The organism is Phenylobacterium sp. GW823-FHT02A09, from assembly GCF_058797775.1.
In genome coordinates this window covers 833,769-848,576 of record NZ_JBXAJZ010000002.1, presented here as the reverse complement: position 1 = coordinate 848,576, position 14,808 = coordinate 833,769, and the positions used below count along the sequence as shown (strand labels likewise).

13 protein-coding genes are annotated in these 14,808 nt (G+C 68.5%); 6 read left to right on the top strand and 7 right to left on the bottom strand.

The genetic code is table 11. The annotated features are described in order from the left end of the window. The first annotated feature begins 105 nt into the window (after positions 1 to 105). The 4 genes from AC1Q87_RS11455 (at position 106) to holA (ending at position 4,883) form a co-directional block, all read left to right on the top strand. Positions 106 to 615: a DUF3576 domain-containing protein gene (locus AC1Q87_RS11455; protein ID WP_492609060.1), complete on the top strand. Its 510-nt coding sequence runs from the start codon at positions 106 to 108 to the stop codon at positions 613 to 615. Between the two features lie 116 nt (positions 616 to 731). Beyond that, on the top strand, positions 732 to 3,317 hold the full coding sequence (gene leuS / locus AC1Q87_RS11450) for a leucine--tRNA ligase (protein WP_492609059.1): 2,586 nt from the start codon (positions 732 to 734) through the stop codon (positions 3,315 to 3,317). 5 nt (positions 3,318 to 3,322) lie between these two features. Continuing rightward, complete coding sequence (lptE, locus tag AC1Q87_RS11445) at positions 3,323 to 3,817, top strand: LPS assembly lipoprotein LptE (RefSeq protein WP_492609058.1); 495 nt, start codon at positions 3,323 to 3,325, stop codon at positions 3,815 to 3,817. Positions 3,818 to 3,830: 13 nt separating this feature from the next. Continuing rightward, positions 3,831 to 4,883: a DNA polymerase III subunit delta gene (gene holA / locus AC1Q87_RS11440; RefSeq protein WP_492609057.1), complete on the top strand. Its 1,053-nt coding sequence runs from the start codon at positions 3,831 to 3,833 to the stop codon at positions 4,881 to 4,883. 120 nt (positions 4,884 to 5,003) lie between these two features. On the opposite strand, the gene AC1Q87_RS11435 is transcribed toward holA, so the two are convergent. The 6 genes from AC1Q87_RS11435 to AC1Q87_RS11410 form a co-directional block, all read right to left on the bottom strand. Beyond that, positions 5,004 to 5,891: a ParB/RepB/Spo0J family partition protein gene (locus tag AC1Q87_RS11435; RefSeq protein ID WP_492609056.1), complete on the bottom strand. Its 888-nt coding sequence runs from the start codon at positions 5,889 to 5,891 to the stop codon at positions 5,004 to 5,006. 6 nt (positions 5,892 to 5,897) lie between these two features. Continuing rightward, on the bottom strand, positions 5,898 to 6,689 hold the full coding sequence (locus AC1Q87_RS11430; protein WP_492609277.1) for a ParA family protein: 792 nt from the start codon (positions 6,687 to 6,689) through the stop codon (positions 5,898 to 5,900). Positions 6,690 to 6,696: 7 nt separating this feature from the next. Beyond that, the gene (gene rsmG / locus AC1Q87_RS11425) at positions 6,697 to 7,359 is read right to left on the bottom strand and encodes a 16S rRNA (guanine(527)-N(7))-methyltransferase RsmG (RefSeq protein WP_492609055.1); all 663 of its coding nucleotides are present in this window, start codon (positions 7,357 to 7,359) and stop codon (positions 6,697 to 6,699) included. Beyond that, positions 7,337 to 9,187, bottom strand: coding sequence for a tRNA uridine-5-carboxymethylaminomethyl(34) synthesis enzyme MnmG (gene mnmG / locus AC1Q87_RS11420; RefSeq protein ID WP_492609054.1), 1,851 nt, complete (start codon positions 9,185 to 9,187; stop codon positions 7,337 to 7,339). The genes rsmG and mnmG overlap by 23 nt, the downstream gene beginning before the upstream one ends. Positions 9,188 to 9,347: 160 nt before the next feature. Next, a complete protein-coding gene (mnmE, locus tag AC1Q87_RS11415) occupies positions 9,348 to 10,682 on the bottom strand; it encodes a tRNA uridine-5-carboxymethylaminomethyl(34) synthesis GTPase MnmE (protein ID WP_492609053.1) in 1,335 nt (444 codons plus the stop codon). After that, positions 10,679 to 10,930, bottom strand: coding sequence for a DUF6489 family protein (locus tag AC1Q87_RS11410; protein WP_492609052.1), 252 nt, complete (start codon positions 10,928 to 10,930; stop codon positions 10,679 to 10,681). The genes mnmE and AC1Q87_RS11410 overlap by 4 nt, the downstream gene beginning before the upstream one ends. Positions 10,931 to 11,114: 184 nt before the next feature. On the opposite strand from AC1Q87_RS11410, the gene AC1Q87_RS11405 reads away from it, so the two are divergent. Both AC1Q87_RS11405 and AC1Q87_RS11400 read left to right on the top strand, forming a co-directional pair. After that, positions 11,115 to 11,810: a dienelactone hydrolase family protein gene (locus AC1Q87_RS11405; RefSeq protein WP_492609051.1), complete on the top strand. Its 696-nt coding sequence runs from the start codon at positions 11,115 to 11,117 to the stop codon at positions 11,808 to 11,810. Between the two features lie 9 nt (positions 11,811 to 11,819). After that, a complete protein-coding gene (locus AC1Q87_RS11400) occupies positions 11,820 to 12,791 on the top strand; it encodes a quinone oxidoreductase family protein (protein ID WP_492609050.1) in 972 nt (323 codons plus the stop codon). A 234-nt stretch (positions 12,792 to 13,025) separates the two neighbouring features. Here the strand turns inward: AC1Q87_RS11400 and rho are convergent, their stop codons facing one another. Further along, on the bottom strand, positions 13,026 to 14,456 hold the full coding sequence (rho, locus tag AC1Q87_RS11395; RefSeq protein ID WP_492609049.1) for a transcription termination factor Rho: 1,431 nt from the start codon (positions 14,454 to 14,456) through the stop codon (positions 13,026 to 13,028). Positions 14,457 to 14,808 lie beyond the last annotated feature (352 nt).

The following is a 14,808-nucleotide window of genomic DNA, read 5'->3' as shown; positions in this document are numbered from 1 at the left end:
GATTCCTGTTTGGCGGTTCCACGGGCGTTGTTATAGAGGGCGCGGCTGCGTGGGGGCGGCGCCGCGGCGCGAACCGATCGCGGAAGAACGACTAGGAGCCGATATATGCCGTTTGTGCGCGGTGAGTTGATGCGTGGCGTGACGACCGGAGCCTTGGTGCTGAGCCTCACGGCGCTGGCCGCGTGCTCGAGCGGCGGTCCGCGGACCTTCCAGACCCAGGAGCCGGGCGGCTTCAACATGTTTGGCCTCGGCGGCGGCAAGAAGTCCGCTCCGGCCAATGCGAGCCAACCCGCGATCGGCGTGAACGGCTATCTGTGGCGAGCGACGCTGGACACCTTGTCCTTCATGCCGCTGGCCTCGGCCGACCCGTACGGCGGCGTGGTGATCACCGACTGGTACGTGAACCCGGAAAAGCCGGACGAGCGCTTCAAGTGCACCGTCTACATCCTGGACTCGCGCCTGCGCGCCGACGGCCTGAACGTGGCCGTCTTCAAGCAGGTCAAGGATGCGACCGGTAACTGGACCGATGCGCCGTCGGCCGGCCAGACCGAGACCGACCTGGAAAATGCGATCCTTACCAAGGCGCGGCAGCTTCGGTTGTCGAACATCGGCTAAGGCCCGCTTCGGGGCGCATTCAGCAAGGGTGGAAACCGGTTCGGATGCGCTCCCTCCCAAGGGCCAGCGCTTTCCGCCGCTGGCCGTCCCCCATCGAAGTCTGAAGAGCGCCCCCCATGGCCCGCTACAATCCCAAAGAGACCGAGCCGAAGTGGCGTAAGGCCTGGGCCGACGCCGACGTGTTCAAGGCCGGTCCCCCGACCCCGGGCGTGCCGAAGTACTACGCCCTGGAGATGTTCCCCTATCCGTCGGGACGTCTGCACATGGGTCACGTGCGAAACTATTCGCTGGGCGACGTCGTGGCCCGCTACAAGCGCGCCCGCGGGTTCAACGTCCTGCACCCGATGGGCTGGGACGCCTTCGGCCTGCCGGCCGAGAACGCGGCCATGGAGCGCGGCGTCGATCCGCGCGGCTGGACCTACGACAACATCGCCAAGATGCGGGCCGAGCTGAAGGAGCTGGGCCTGTCGATCGACTGGTCGCGCGAATTCGCGACCTGCGACGCGGCCTACTACGGCAAGCAACAGGACTGGTTCCTGGACCTGTGGAAGCGCGGCCTGGTCTACCGCAAGGAAAGCATCGTCAACTGGGACCCGGTCGACCAGACCGTGCTGGCCAACGAGCAGGTCGTCGACGGCCGCGGCTGGCGCTCGGGCGCGGTGGTCGAGAAGCGCAAGTTGAACCAGTGGTTCCTGCGTATCACCGACTATGCCGAGGAACTGATCGAGGGCCTGAAGTCCTTGGAGCGCTGGCCCGACAAGGTCCGGCTGATGCAGGAAAACTGGATCGGCCGCTCCAAGGGCCTGAAGTTCAGCTTCGGCTGGGCCGGCGAGGCGCCCAAGGGCTTCGAGGCCGGGCTGGAGGTCTACACCACCCGCCCTGACACGCTGTACGGCGCCGGCTTCGTCGGCATAGCCCCGGACCATCCGCTGGCCGAGCAGCTGGCCGCCGACCCGAAGGTCGCCGCCTTCATCGCCGAATGCCGCAAGGGCGGCGCCTCGGAAGCCGAGATCGAGACCGCCGAGAAGATCGGCTTCGACACCGGCCTGACCGTCGCCCACCCGTTCGACCCGACCTGGCGGCTGCCGGTCTGGATCGCGAACTTCATCCTGATGGACTACGGCACCGGGGCGATCTTCGGCTGCCCCGCGCACGACCAGCGCGACCTGGACTTCGCCCGCAAGTACGGCCTGCCCGTGAAGCCGGTGGTGCTGCCGCCCGGCGGGGATCCCTCCGCCTTCGCGGTCGGCGACGAGGCCTACACCGGCCCCGGGACGATCTTCCACTCCGACTTCATGGACGGCATGGAGATCGAGCCGGCCAAGGCCGCGGCGATCGGCAAGATCGAGGCTCAGAACCAGGGCAAGGGCGCGACCGTGTTCCGCCTGCGCGACTGGGGCGTGGCCCGCCAGCGCGGCTGGGGCTGCCCGATCCCGGTCGTCCACTGCGCCAAGTGCGGCGTGGTCCCGCTGCCCAAGGACCAGCTGCCGGTCGTGCTGCCGGACGACATGGACTTCTCCAAGCCGGGCAACGCCCTGGCGCGCCATCCAACCTGGAAGAACGCCAGCTGCCCGCAATGCGGCGGCGAGGCGACGCGCGAAACCGACACGCTGGACACCTTCGTCGACAGCTCCTGGTACTTCGCGCGCTTCACCGACACCGAAGCGGCCGAGCCGATCAACAAGGCGGCGGCCGACTACTGGCTGCCGGTCGACCAATATGTCGGCGGCATCGAACACGCGGTGCTGCACTTGCTGTACGCCCGCTTCGTGACCCGCGCCCTGGGCGACGAGGGCATGCTGAGCGTGCGCGAGCCGTTCGCCGGCCTGTTCACCCAAGGCATGGTGACGCACGAAACCTATCGTCGCGCCCAGAGCGGCGAGTGGGTCGAGCCCAAGGAAGTCGAGATCCTGGCGGAGGACGGCAAGCGCCGCGCCCGCAGCCTGGAGACCGGCGAGGACCTGGTCATCGGCGACATCGAGAAGATGTCGAAGTCCAAGCGCAACACCGTCGCGCCGGAAGAGATCTTCGAGGTCTACGGCGTCGACGCCGCCCGCCTGTTCGTGCTGTCCGACAGCCCGCCCGAGCGCGACACCCAATGGTCGGCCGCCGGCGTCGACGGCGCCTGGCGGTTCGTGAACCGCGTCTGGAACGAGTTCGACAGCCAACCCGCCGGCCCGGCCCCGGCGCCCTCGCCCGACCCCAAGGCCGACGAATTGCGCGCCTTTACGCATCGCACGATCAAGGCGGTGACTGAGGCGGTGGAGACCTTCCGCTTCAACTCCGGCATCGCGCGGATGTACGAATTCCTGAACAAACTCAAGGAATTCCCGGCCGACAAGGCGACCGCCCCGGTGCTGGCCGCCCGCCAGGAAGCCCTGTCGGCCTTCGCGCGGCTGATCTCGCCCTTCACCCCTCACCTGGCCGAGGAAGCCTGGGCGCGGATCGGCGGCGAAGGCATGGTCGTCGCCGCCCCCTGGCCGGCCTACGACGACGCCCTGACCCAGGACGCCGTCAAGGTCCTGCCCGTGCAGGTGAACGGCAAGCGGCGCGGAGAGATTTCGGTCGCCGCGGGCCTCGAACCGGCCGATGTTGAGAAGATCGTGCTTGACGATCCCGAGATCGCGCGGCGCCTTGAAGGTCTGGCGATCAAGAAGGTGATCGTCGTGAAGGACCGCATCGTCAACATCGTGGCCGGGTGACCTGCATGAACCGCGTCGTTGCTTCCGCCCTCATCGCCGCCGGGGCTCTGGCCCTGGCCGGCTGCGGGTTCACGCCGCTCTATGGCGATCCGGCGGTGACCGCGCAGCTGCACTCGGTGCAGGTGACGACCCCCCCCGGCCGCACCGGCCAGCTGATCCGCGAGCACCTCGACGACGCCCTGGCCAACGCCAAGGGAACGCCGAAGTACCGGATGGACCTGGCGCTGTCCGAGACCCGCTACCCGCGCGGCCTGCGGGTCGACAACGTCGCCACCCGCTACGAATACGTGCTGACAGCGCGCTACACCGTCGTGTCGTCGACCACCGGCGCCCAGGTGAAGACCGGTTCGACCCGCGCCCAGGTCACCTATGACAGCGCCGACCAGCCCTACGCCTCGATCACCGCGCAGCAGGACGCCCAGGACCGGGCCGCCGCCGAGTGCGCCCGGCTGATCCAGCTCGAGCTCGCCGCCTGGCTGGCGACGCAGGGAAAATCGTAAGGATTTCAAGGCCGTGATCCTATCCAAGCGGCCTGACATCGAGCGGTTTCTGGCCCGGCCGGAGCCGCCGATCCGGGCCGTCGTGATCTATGGCCGCGACACCGGCGTGGTCCGCGACCGGGGCCTGCAGCTGGCCAAGAAGATCGTCCCCAATCTCGACGACCCGTTCGACGTCGCCCTGCTGACCGACGGCGACCTCGATTCCGACGGCGCCCGGCTCGAGGGCGAGCTGGCGGCCCAGTCGCTGATGGGCGGTCGCCGGCTGGTGCGGCTGCGGTTCTCCACCGAGAAGGCCGCCCTCGACAAGCAGGTGGCCGAGACGCTGATCGCCCACGCCGAAGGCAAACTGAACCCCGACGCGTTCTTCATCGTCGAGGCCGGCAACCTTGGCCGCGACTCGGCCCTGCGCAAGGCCGCCGAGAAAGCGTCCGACGCGGCCGCCATCCCCTGCTACGAAGACGAGCCCGGCGATGTCGCCCGGCTGGTGCGCGAGCTGCTGTCCCAAGACAACGTCGGGCTCGACGCCCAGGCCCTGCAGCTGTTCGTCGGACGGCTGCCGAAAGAGCGCGGCGTGGCCCGTCAGGAGATCGAACGACTGGCCCTCTACCTGGAGCCCGGCAGCGGCCGCACGGCCGCCCCTCGCGATCTGGAGGACTTCCTGGGCGTGGAGCCGGAGGCCTCGCTCTCCGACGCCGCGGCCGATGCGTTCGGCGGCAAGCTCGCCGAGGCGCAGGCCGGCCTGCGCCGCGCCGCCGCCGAGGGCGAAGCCGGGGCCGCCGCGATCCGCGCCATCAGCATGTACCTTGGCCGGATGCGCCGCACCTTGACGCTCGCCAAGAACGGCGCGGGCCTGCAGGAAGCGGCCAAGGCCTCCGGCGTGTTCTGGAAACAGGAGCGCGAGTTCCTGCGTCAGGCGCGCAGCTGGTCGTTGGCCGAACTCGACAAGCTGCAGCCCGAGGTGCTCGCCGCCGACAAGGCCGTCAAGACCGCCGGCTCGCCCGACGGCCTGATCGCCGAGCGCCTCGCCCTGACCATCGCCGGCCGGGCGAGACGCCTCGGCCTCTAAAGTCTCGTTTTGAAACCGCCGCTGTCGCGCCGGGAGCGCAGGCGCGCCGTACTCCTGGACGCCCGTTTCGCCAGAACGCGAATTCTGAAATCGCGCCTTTTGAAATCAATGACTTAGCGATCAGCCTCGCGTGGTCAGCTTGCGGCAGAGCTCGTCGAGCTGTTCGAGCGTCGCGTACTTGATACGCAGCTCGCCGACGCCGCCCTTGTCGAGCACTTCGACGTCGAGACCGAGCGCATCGGAGAGGTCGACCTCCAGCGCCTGGGTGTCGGTGTCCTTCACGGGCTTGCGCGACGCCGACTTCGGCCGGCTCGCCGCCGGCGCGCCGCCGCGGGCGAGGGCCTCGGCCTCGCGGACCGACAGCCCGCCGGCGATGATCTTCTCGGCCAGCGCCACGGGATCGTCGGCCGTGAGGATGGCCCGCGCGTGGCCGGCCGACAGCTTGCCCTCGAGCACGTAGTTGCGGACCGCCTCGGGCAGGTTCATCAGCCGCAGGGTGTTGGCCACGTGGCTGCGACTCTTGCCGATGCTTTCGGCCACCTCTTCCTGGGTGCGGCCAAACTTCTCGATCAGCTGCTGGTAGGCCGCGCCCTCTTCGATCGGGTTGAGATTGGCGCGCTGGACGTTCTCGATGACGCCGATCTCGAGCACCTGGACGTCGTCCAGCTCGCGGACCAGCACCGGCATGACCCGCAGGCCGGCCTTCTGGCTGGCGCGCCAGCGGCGTTCACCAGCGACGATCTCCCACTCACCCGGCAGGCCTGGCGCGGGCCGAACCAGGATCGGCTGCAGCACGCCCTTCTCGCGGATCGAGCCGGCCAGTTCGTCGACCTCGGCCTCGGTGAACACCCAACGCGGCTGATGCACGTTGCGATGGATCAGCTCGATCGGGATCTCCCGAACGCCGGTGATCTCGTCAGCCGGCGCGCCGGCCACGACCTTGGCCTCATCGACGTCGCCCAGCAGGGCCGACAGGCCGCGGCCCAGTCCACGCTTCTCGACCATCATGTCCCCCTACGCCGCCGCCTGGGCGCGGCGGTTGCGCTCGCGCAGCACCACTTCTCGCGCCAGTTTCAGATAGGCCTGCGAGCCCGAGCATTTCAGATCGTAGACCAGCACCGGCTTACCGTAGCTGGGCGCCTCGGAGACTCGCACGTTGCGTGGGATCACCGTGTTGTAGACCGTCTCGCCGAAGTGGCCGCGAACGTCGCTGGCGACCTGTTCCGACAGGCTGTTGCGACGGTCGTACATGGTCAGCACCACGCCCTGGATCTCCAGGTTGGGGTTCAGGCTGCCGCGGACCAGGTCGACCGTACGGATCAACTGCGTCAGGCCTTCCAGCGCGAAGAACTCGCACTGCAGCGGCACCAGCACCGCGTCCGACGCCGCCATGGCGTTGACCGTCAGCAGGTTCAACGACGGCGGGCAGTCGATCAGGACGTAGGTGTATTCGCCCTCCGCACGGATTGGCTCCAGGGCGTCACGGAGCTTGAACGAGCGGCGGGCCTGTTGGCCCAGCTCCAGCTCGACGCCCGACAAGTCGGGATCGGCGGCCACGAGGTCGAGGCCCGGCAGCACGGTGTTGACCACCGCCGCCGAGATCGGCTGCTCGCCCATCAGCACGTCGTAGAGGGTGACCTTGCGCTGGGCGCGACCGACGCCGAGGCCGGTCGAGGCGTTGCCCTGAGGGTCGGAGTCGATGAGCAGCACCTTTTCGCCGACGGCGGCGAGCGCGGTGCCGAGATTGATCGCCGTCGTGGTCTTGCCCACGCCGCCCTTCTGGTTGGCGACCACCAGGACGCGCAGGCCTCGCTTAGCTTTTACGGCCACGGCCGAGTCTCCTCACACGCACGATCCGGCCTCTGGCGTCGCTCAAGCTCGGCGACACGTCCGCCTCGAAATTCCAGGTCTTCGCCGCGTCTTCGAGTTCGGACGCAACCTCCTGCCCCTTCAGGAACAGCGCCTGCGCGCCTCGCTTGAAGTAGGGCTGAGCGTACCCCATCAGTCGCGACAGAGGGGCGCAAGCCCGCGCCGTGACGATATCCACAGTCAGCGACAAGTCTTCCGCACGTGAATTGTGAACGGTCGCCGGAAGCTGCAGGCCGTTCACCACCTCGGTCAGGAAGCGGCAGCGCTTGGTCAGGCTGTCGACCAGATGCACGTGAAAGCCTGGCCGGTCTTTTTCCATGATCGCCAACACGATGCCCGGAAGTCCTGCGCCGGTTCCGAGGTCGGCCCAGGTCAGCGCGTCGGGCGCCAACGGCAAGATCTGGGCCGAGTCCCAGGCGTGCCGCGACCAGAACGTGTCCAGCGTGGCCGGCCCGATCAGGTTCATCTTCTCGTTCCACTCGGCCAGGTATGACCGGTAGCGCTCGAGGTCGGCGATGGCCTGGGGGCCGGCGTTGGTCGCGGCGGCGAAGCTGGCCGCGTCGGTCACATCCATGGTCATGCGATCAGGCGGCGCGACGGCGGACATGGGCCAGCAGGGCGGTCAGCGCGCCGGGCGTCACGCCCTCGATCCGCGCGGCCTGGCCGAGGGTCAGCGGCCGGACGGTCGAGAGCTTTTCGCGCACTTCGTTGGAAAGGCCGCCGACGCCGGCATAGTCGAGATCTGCCGGCAGCCGCAGGTTCTCGTCGCGACGAAACGCTGCGGCGTCAGCCGCTTGCCGATCCAGGTAACCCGCGTAGGCGGCGTCGATCTCCAGCTGCTCGCGGCAGGTCGCCGACCAGTCGCCGGCCTCCGGGAAGATCCGCGCCAGGTCGTCGAAGCTGATGGTCGGGTAGGCCAGCAGCTGGACGAAGTCGCGGACGACGCCGTCCGACTTCACCGGCAGGCCGGCCTTCTGGGCCATGTTCGGAGACAGGATCAACTCCCCTGCCCGCTGGCGCGCGTGCGTCAGTTCGGCCGCCTTGGCGCGGTATGACGTTTCACGTGAAACACCGACCGCGCCCAAGGCCATACCGCGTTCGGTCAGACGCTGGTCGGCGTTGTCGGCCCGCAGGGTCAGACGGAACTCCGCCCGGCTGGTGAACATCCGATAGGGCTCGGTGACGCCCCGGGTCGTCAGGTCGTCGATCAGCACGCCGATGTAGGCTTCGTCGCGACCGAAGGCGGCGGCGTCCTGACCGGAGGCGGCGCGGGCCGCGTTCAGTCCGGCGACCAGGCCCTGAGCCCCCGCCTCCTCATAGCCCGTCGTGCCGTTGATCTGGCCGGCCAGGTAGAGGCCCGGCAGCTTCTTCACTTCCAGGGTCGGATAGAGCTCGCGCGGATCGACGTAATCGTACTCGATCGCATAGCCGTAGCGCTTGACCTTGACGTTCTCGAGGCCGGGGATCGTGCGCAGGAACAGGTCCTGGGTCTCGGTCGAGACCGAGGTCGAGATGCCGTTCGGATAAACGGTGTCGTCGTCCAGGCCCTCGGGCTCCAGGAAGATCTGGTGGCTGTCCTTGTCGCCGAAGCGGACGACCTTGTCCTCGATCGACGGGCAGTAGCGCGGCCCGCGGCCGTTGATCCGGCCGCCATAGACCGCCGACTCGGTCAGCCGGTCGGCGATGATCTGATGGGTCTGGGCGTTGGTGTAGGTCACGCCGCAGGAGATCTGCGGCACGGTGATCTTGTCGGTCAGGAACGAGAACGGCACCGGCTCATCGTCGGCGGCCTGCATCTCCAGACCGTCCCAGGCGATGGTCGAGCCGTCGAGGCGCGCGGGCGTCCCGGTCTTCAGCCGGCCCATGGTCAGGCCCGACGCGTAGAGACGATCAGACAGGCCGATGGCCGGCGCGTCGCCGACCCGGCCCGCAGGGATGCGGGTCTCGCCCTGATGGATCAGGCCCTTGAGGAAGGTTCCGGTGGTCAGCACCACGCGCCCGGCACGGTACTCGGTCCCCGTCGCGCCGACCACGCCCTGGACCACGCCGTCGACCACGATCAGGTCCTCGACCGCCTCGGCCATCACGGTGAGGTTCGGCGTGGCGGCGAGCTCGGCCTGCATGGCCTGGCGATAGAGCTTGCGGTCGATCTGGCTGCGCGGGCCGCGGACGGCCGCGCCCTTCGAGCGGTTCAGCATCCGAAACTGGATGCCGGCCTGGTCGGCCAGCCGGCCCATCAGCCCGTCGAGGGCGTCGATCTCGCGGACGAGGTGGCCCTTGCCGAGGCCGCCAATGGCCGGGTTGCAGCTCATCTCGCCGATGGTCTCGAGCTTGTGGGTCAGCAGCAGGGTCTTGGCGCCGACGCGCGCGGAGGCCGCGGCGGCTTCGCAGCCGGCGTGCCCTCCCCCGATGATGATGACGTCCCAGGCGCTCAAGCTGATCTCCACGGAAGACGCCCCCGGGCGGCCGGGGGCGTGATCGGCAGCTATATAGCGAACTGGAGGCGGTTTTTCACCCGGGATTCCGCAGCCGCCCGGCAGAGTGTTTCACGTGAAACAGCAGAAGCGCGCCGCGGTGTTTCACGTGAAACAGCGGCTACTTGCCGATGCAGAAGCTGGAGAACACCCGGTCGAGCACGTCCTCCGGGTCGATCCGGCCGGTGATCCGGTCCAGTGCACGGCCGGCGAGCCGCACATCCTCGGCGGCGAGCTCGAGATCGTCCTCCAGCACCAGGGCACGGTTGAGGCGTTCGAGGGCTTCGGACAGCAGCTCGCGATGACGAAGGCGGGTGGCGGTGGGCAGCTCGGCCCCGGCCAGGGCCTCGACGACGCGGTGTTCCAGCGCAGCCTCGAGGGCGGAGATATCGTCAGGTTTCCAGGCGCTCAGCCTAACAACCTCAACATTAAGCGCGCGCGCCTCGACCAGCGCATGGCCGGTCTCGGCCCCCTGCCCGAGGTCGGACTTGTTGATCACGCAGAGATCATGCGGATGCAGCGCCGGGACGGTCGCGGCCGCGTCGCTGGCGCCGTCGACAACCCAGATCCGCAGGTCGGCGTCGTCGGCCCAGGCCCGGGCCCGGCGAACCCCCTCCGCCTCGATCTCGTCGTGGGTGTCGCGCAGGCCGGCGGTGTCGGCCAGCAGCGCCTTGTAGCCGGCCAGCCGCATCGGCACCTCGATCACGTCGCGCGTGGTGCCCGGCGTGGCGGTGACGATCGCCGCCTCGCGACCGGCCAGGGCGTTGAGGATCGTGCTCTTGCCGGCGTTCGGCGCGCCGACCAGCGCGATGCGGAAGCCCTCGCGCACCCGCTCGCCGCGTTTCACGTCGGCGACGGCGTGCTCCAGTTCGCCGATCAGCGACGCCAGCACCGGACGGGCGCGGGCGGCGACATCGGCCGGAACCTCCTCGTCCGGAAAGTCGACGGCCGCCTCGAACATGGCCAACGCCTCGATCAGTCCATCGCGCCAGCGGGTCTGGGCCTGGCCCAGCGCGCCGCCTAGCTGGTCGAGCGCCTGGCGCCGCTGCGCCTCCGTCTCGGCCTCGATCAGGTCGGCCACGCCCTCGGCCTGCGCCAGGTCGAGCTTGCCGTTCTCGAAGGCGCGGCGGGTGAACTCTCCCGGCTCGGCCAGCCGCAGGCCCTGGCCGGCCAGCGCATCGAGCAGGCCAGCGACCACGGCCGGGCCCCCGTGCACGTGGAACTCGGCGGCGTCTTCGCCGGTGTAGCTGGAGGGTCCCTCGAACCAGAGGACCAGGGCCTGGTCGATCGCCCGCCCCTGCCCGTCCCGCAGCAGGCGCAGGGCCGCCTCGCGCCGACGCGGGAGTTTGCCGGCCAGGGCTTTGAGCGCCGCCCCCGTCCCCGGGCCTGACAGACGCACGACCGCGACCGCCGATCGCCCGGCGGCGGTGGCGGGCGCGAAAATGGTGTCGGTCATTTTGAGCGCGTGGCGCCCATGCCGACGTCGACAGCCGCGTTCATGAGGTTGCGGAACTGCTCCTGAGCCCCCACCCCGAATGCGGTCCAATTCTTGATCAGCTCGTCCGGCGACAGCATGGCCATGTTGGACGTCATGCGCTTCTGCATCTCTTCGACGAGTTTGTCGTTGAGACCAGACACGTCCGGCAGGCCGAGGAAGGCGCGGGCCTCCTGAGGCGAGCAGTCGATTTCAATCGTCATCTTCATTCGGATAACTCTACAGCCGACGTGATGCTTGACCACATTTGATATGAGCCTAGCCCGGCCAGGGGCGCCACCTCCAGCCGGCCCTTGGTCAAGACTACTCGTAAAAGTGAGCGTGCGGTGAGCGCGCGAACCAGTATCCACATGCGGCGCCGCGCGTAGGCGCCGCACAGCTAGGGAGTTACCGATGGGCGAGACCACCACCATCAAGACCGAGGACGGTCAGTTCGCCGCGTACGTGGCGCGGCCGAGCAATCCGAAGGCGCCGGCCATCGTGGTCATCCAGGAGATCTTCGGCGTGAACGCCGTGATGCGCGGCGTCTGCGACGAGTTGGCTGCGGCCGGCTTCCTGGCGGTCTGCCCGGACCTGTTCTGGCGGATCGAGCCCGGCATCGACATCACCGACCAGTCCGAGGCCGAGTGGAAGAAGGCGTTCGAGCTCTACAACGCGTTCGACGTCGACGCCGGCGTCAAGGACATCGCCGCCACCATCGACCACGTCCGGGCGCTGCCCGAGGCCAACGGCAAGGTCGGCGCGGTCGGCTTCTGCCTGGGCGGGCTGCTCGCCTACCTGACCGCGGCGCGCACCGACGCCGACGCCTCCGTCGCCTATTACGGGGTCGGCATCGAAAAGCATCTGGCCGAGAGCGAAAAGCAGGCCCATCCGCTGCTGATGCACATCGCCGAAGAAGACCAGTTCGTGCCGAAGGAGGCCCAGGCCCTGATCCTCGCGCAACTGAAGAACCACCCGCAGGTCGAGATCTTCACCTATCCCGGCCGCGACCACGCCTTCGCCCGCCAGGGCGGCGAGCACTACGACGCCGCCGACGCCAAGCTGGCCGGCGGCCGCACGCTCGCCTTCTTCCAACAGCACCTCGCCTAGGGACCGGCCATGAAAGCCATCCAGTTCGATACCACCGGGGGCCCCGAGGTCCTGAGCGTCGTCGAAATCCCGGCGCCGGTCGCCGGACCCGGCCAGGTGCTGGTCAAGCAGCAGGCGATCGGCGTCAACTTCATCGACACCTACCATCGCTCCGGGCTCTATCCGGTGAAGCTGCCGTCGCGGCTCGGCATGGAAGGCGCGGGCGTGGTGGAGGCGGTCGGCGACGGCGTGACCCGCTTCAAGGCCGGCGACCTCATCGCCTATGCGTCGGGGCCGCTCGGCGCCTATGCCGAGCATCACGCGGTGGCCGCCGACCGGGCCGTCGCCCTGCCCGCCGGGGTCAGCGCCCAGGTCGGGGCCGCGGCGATGCTCAAGGGCATGACCGCCGAGTTCCTGATCCGCCGCTGCTATCCGGTGACGGCGGGGGAGACGATCCTGGTCCACGCCGCGGCCGGCGGGGTCGGCTCGATCCTGGTCCAGTGGGCCAAGCACATCGGGGCCACCGTGATCGCCACCGCTGGTTCGCCGGAGAAGGCGGCGCGGGCGACATCGCTCGGCGCCGACCACGTCATCCTCTATCGCGACGAGGACGTGGCTGCGCGGGTGCGCGAGATCACCGGCGGCGCCGGCGTGCCGGTGGCCTACGACTCCGTGGGCGCCGCGACCTTCGAAGGCACGCTCAAGAGCCTGGCCCGGCGGGGGCTGTTCGTCAGCTTCGGCAACGCGTCGGGCCCGGTTCCGCCGTTCGCGCCGGCCCGGTTGCAGCAATCCGGTTCGTTGTTCTTCACCCGCCCGACGATGGGCGACTACCTGGTCACCACGGCCGAGCTGGACGAGAGCGCCGCGGCGCTGTTCGGGGTGATCGCCTCCGGGGCCGTGAAGATCGACATCGGCCAGACGTTCAAGCTGGAAGAGGCGCAGCGCGCGCACGAGGCGCTGGAGGGCCGCGAGACCGTCGGGGCGAGCCTGCTGATCCCGTAGTGATCTCCCTCCCCTTCATGGGGAGGGACAGACCGCGGAGCGGTCAGGGTGGGGCCTTGCGGAGTCAGTAGTCCCCGCCCGTCTCGCCGCTTCACGGCGATCCACCCTCCCCACAAAAGGGGGGGAAAGGCGGTGTTCCACGTGAAACACGTCTGAAATCAGCGGCTTAGACAAAATCAAAGGGGCCCGCGTCGCCGCGAGCCCCTTTTTTTGTATCGCTAAGGCCGGAGAGCCCTAGGTGTTCATCGACTGGAAGAAGTCGTCGTTGTTCTTCGACTGCCGGAGCTTGTCGAGCAGGAACTCGATCGCGTCCTGGGCGCCCATCGGGGTAATGATGCGGCGCAGGATGAACGACTTCTGCAGGTGTTCCTTCGGGGTGATGAGGTCTTCCTTCCGGGTGCCCGACTTGATGACGTCGACGGCGGGGTAGATCCGCTTGTCGGCGACCTTGCGGTCCAGAATGATTTCCGAGTTACCGGTGCCCTTGAACTCTTCGAAGATGACTTCGTCCATCCGGCTGCCGGTGTCGATCAGGGCGGTGGCGATGATGGTCAGCGAGCCGCCTTCCTCGATGTTCCGGGCCGCGCCGAAGAAGCGCTTCGGACGCTGCAGGGCGTTGGCGTCGACACCGCCGGTCAGCACCTTGCCGGACGACGGCACCACGGTGTTGTAGGCGCGGCCGAGACGGGTGACCGAGTCCAGCAGGATGACCACGTCGCGCTTGTGCTCGACCAGCCGCTTGGCCTTCTCGATGACCATTTCGGCGACCTGCACGTGGCGGGTCGCCGGCTCGTCGAAGGTCGAGGACACGACCTCGCCGCGCACGGTGCGGCGCATGTCGGTCACTTCTTCCGGGCGCTCGTCGATCAGCAGGACGATCAGGTAGCACTCGGGGTGATTGGTCTCGATCGACTTGGCGATGTTCTGCAGCATCACCGTCTTACCGACCCGCGGCGGGGCGGTGATCAGGCAGCGCTGGCCCTTGCCGAGCGGCGCGACGATGTCGATGACCCGGCCGGTGCGGTCCTTCAGCGTCGGGTCCTGGATCTCCATGTTCAGACGCTTGTCCGGATAGAGCGGCGTCAGGTTGTCGAACAGGACCTTGTGGCGGACGTTCTCGGGGTTCTCGAAATTGATCTGCTCGACGCTGACCAGCGCGAAATAGCGCTCGCCTTCCCGCGGCGAGCGGATGACGCCCTCGACGGTGTCGCCGGTGCGCAGGCCGAACTTCCGGATCTGCGAGGGGCTGACATAGATGTCGTCCGGGCCGGACAGGTAGTTGGCTTCCGGGCTGCGCAGGTAGCCGAAGCCGTCCTGGACGACCTCGAGCGTGCCGGAGCCTGAAATCTGAACGCCTTCCTCGGCCAGGGCCTTGAGGATCGCGAACATCATGTCCTGCTTGCGCATCGAGTTCGCGTTCTCGATCTCCAGGGTCTCGGCGAAGGACAGCAGGTCGGCCGGCGACTTGTCCTTCAGCTCCTGGAGCGACATGCGGGTGAGGCCCATGGCGGCGATCGCCTGGGCGACCTCCGAGGGACCTTCGTCGTCCTCGTCCTCGGTTTCGGCGCCGGCTTCGACCGGGGCGTCCTCGACAACCGGGGTTTCGGTGGTTTCGGTGGCTTCGACCGGGGTTTCCTCGGTCGGGGCGGGGGTGTCTTCGCTCATGATATAACTCTGATAGTCCCTGGCGGGGCCGAACGGACTTCGGGCGCCGGGGGAATCGCAATTGGCGCAGGGGCGCGCCGATGAATTTTTCTAGGACCGGGCCGCGGCGGCTGATGTTCAGCGCGCGGCGCACGGGAAAAGGCGGGGCGTGGCTTCGCGGCGCGACTCCACGTGCGGTCAGCGGAACCACATGCCGGGCGGCGGGTCAAGCGTGGCCTGGGATCGCGGGGGCGCTGTCGCCTCCCCGTTCGTCATCCTCGGCCGCGTCAGCGCGCCGGGGATCCATATGCGCCGGCGTTATTCGTCGAGGATGGCGTCTATGGATGACCGGGACCTACCGGCCCGGCCATGA

Bases quoted from the DNA above. Each gene is read 5' to 3' on its own strand.
- rsmG (WP_492609055.1), bottom strand. From the start codon at position 7,359: ATGTCCGCCGTCGCGCCGCCTGATCGCATGACCATGGATGTGACCGAC.
- AC1Q87_RS11435 (WP_492609056.1), bottom strand. From the start codon at position 5,891: ATGATGGTCGAGAAGCGTGGACTGGGCCGCGGCCTGTCGGCCCTGCTG.
- AC1Q87_RS11400 (WP_492609050.1), top strand. From the start codon at position 11,820: ATGAAAGCCATCCAGTTCGATACCACCGGGGGCCCCGAGGTCCTGAGC.
- leuS (WP_492609059.1), top strand. From the start codon at position 732: ATGGCCCGCTACAATCCCAAAGAGACCGAGCCGAAGTGGCGTAAGGCC.
- AC1Q87_RS11405 (WP_492609051.1), top strand. From the start codon at position 11,115: ATGGGCGAGACCACCACCATCAAGACCGAGGACGGTCAGTTCGCCGCG.
- rho (WP_492609049.1), bottom strand. From the start codon at position 14,456: ATGAGCGAAGACACCCCCGCCCCGACCGAGGAAACCCCGGTCGAAGCC.
- AC1Q87_RS11455 (WP_492609060.1), top strand. From the start codon at position 106: ATGCCGTTTGTGCGCGGTGAGTTGATGCGTGGCGTGACGACCGGAGCC.
- AC1Q87_RS11410 (WP_492609052.1), bottom strand. From the start codon at position 10,930: ATGAAGATGACGATTGAAATCGACTGCTCGCCTCAGGAGGCCCGCGCC.
- lptE (WP_492609058.1), top strand. From the start codon at position 3,323: ATGAACCGCGTCGTTGCTTCCGCCCTCATCGCCGCCGGGGCTCTGGCC.
- mnmE (WP_492609053.1), bottom strand. From the start codon at position 10,682: ATGACCGACACCATTTTCGCGCCCGCCACCGCCGCCGGGCGATCGGCG.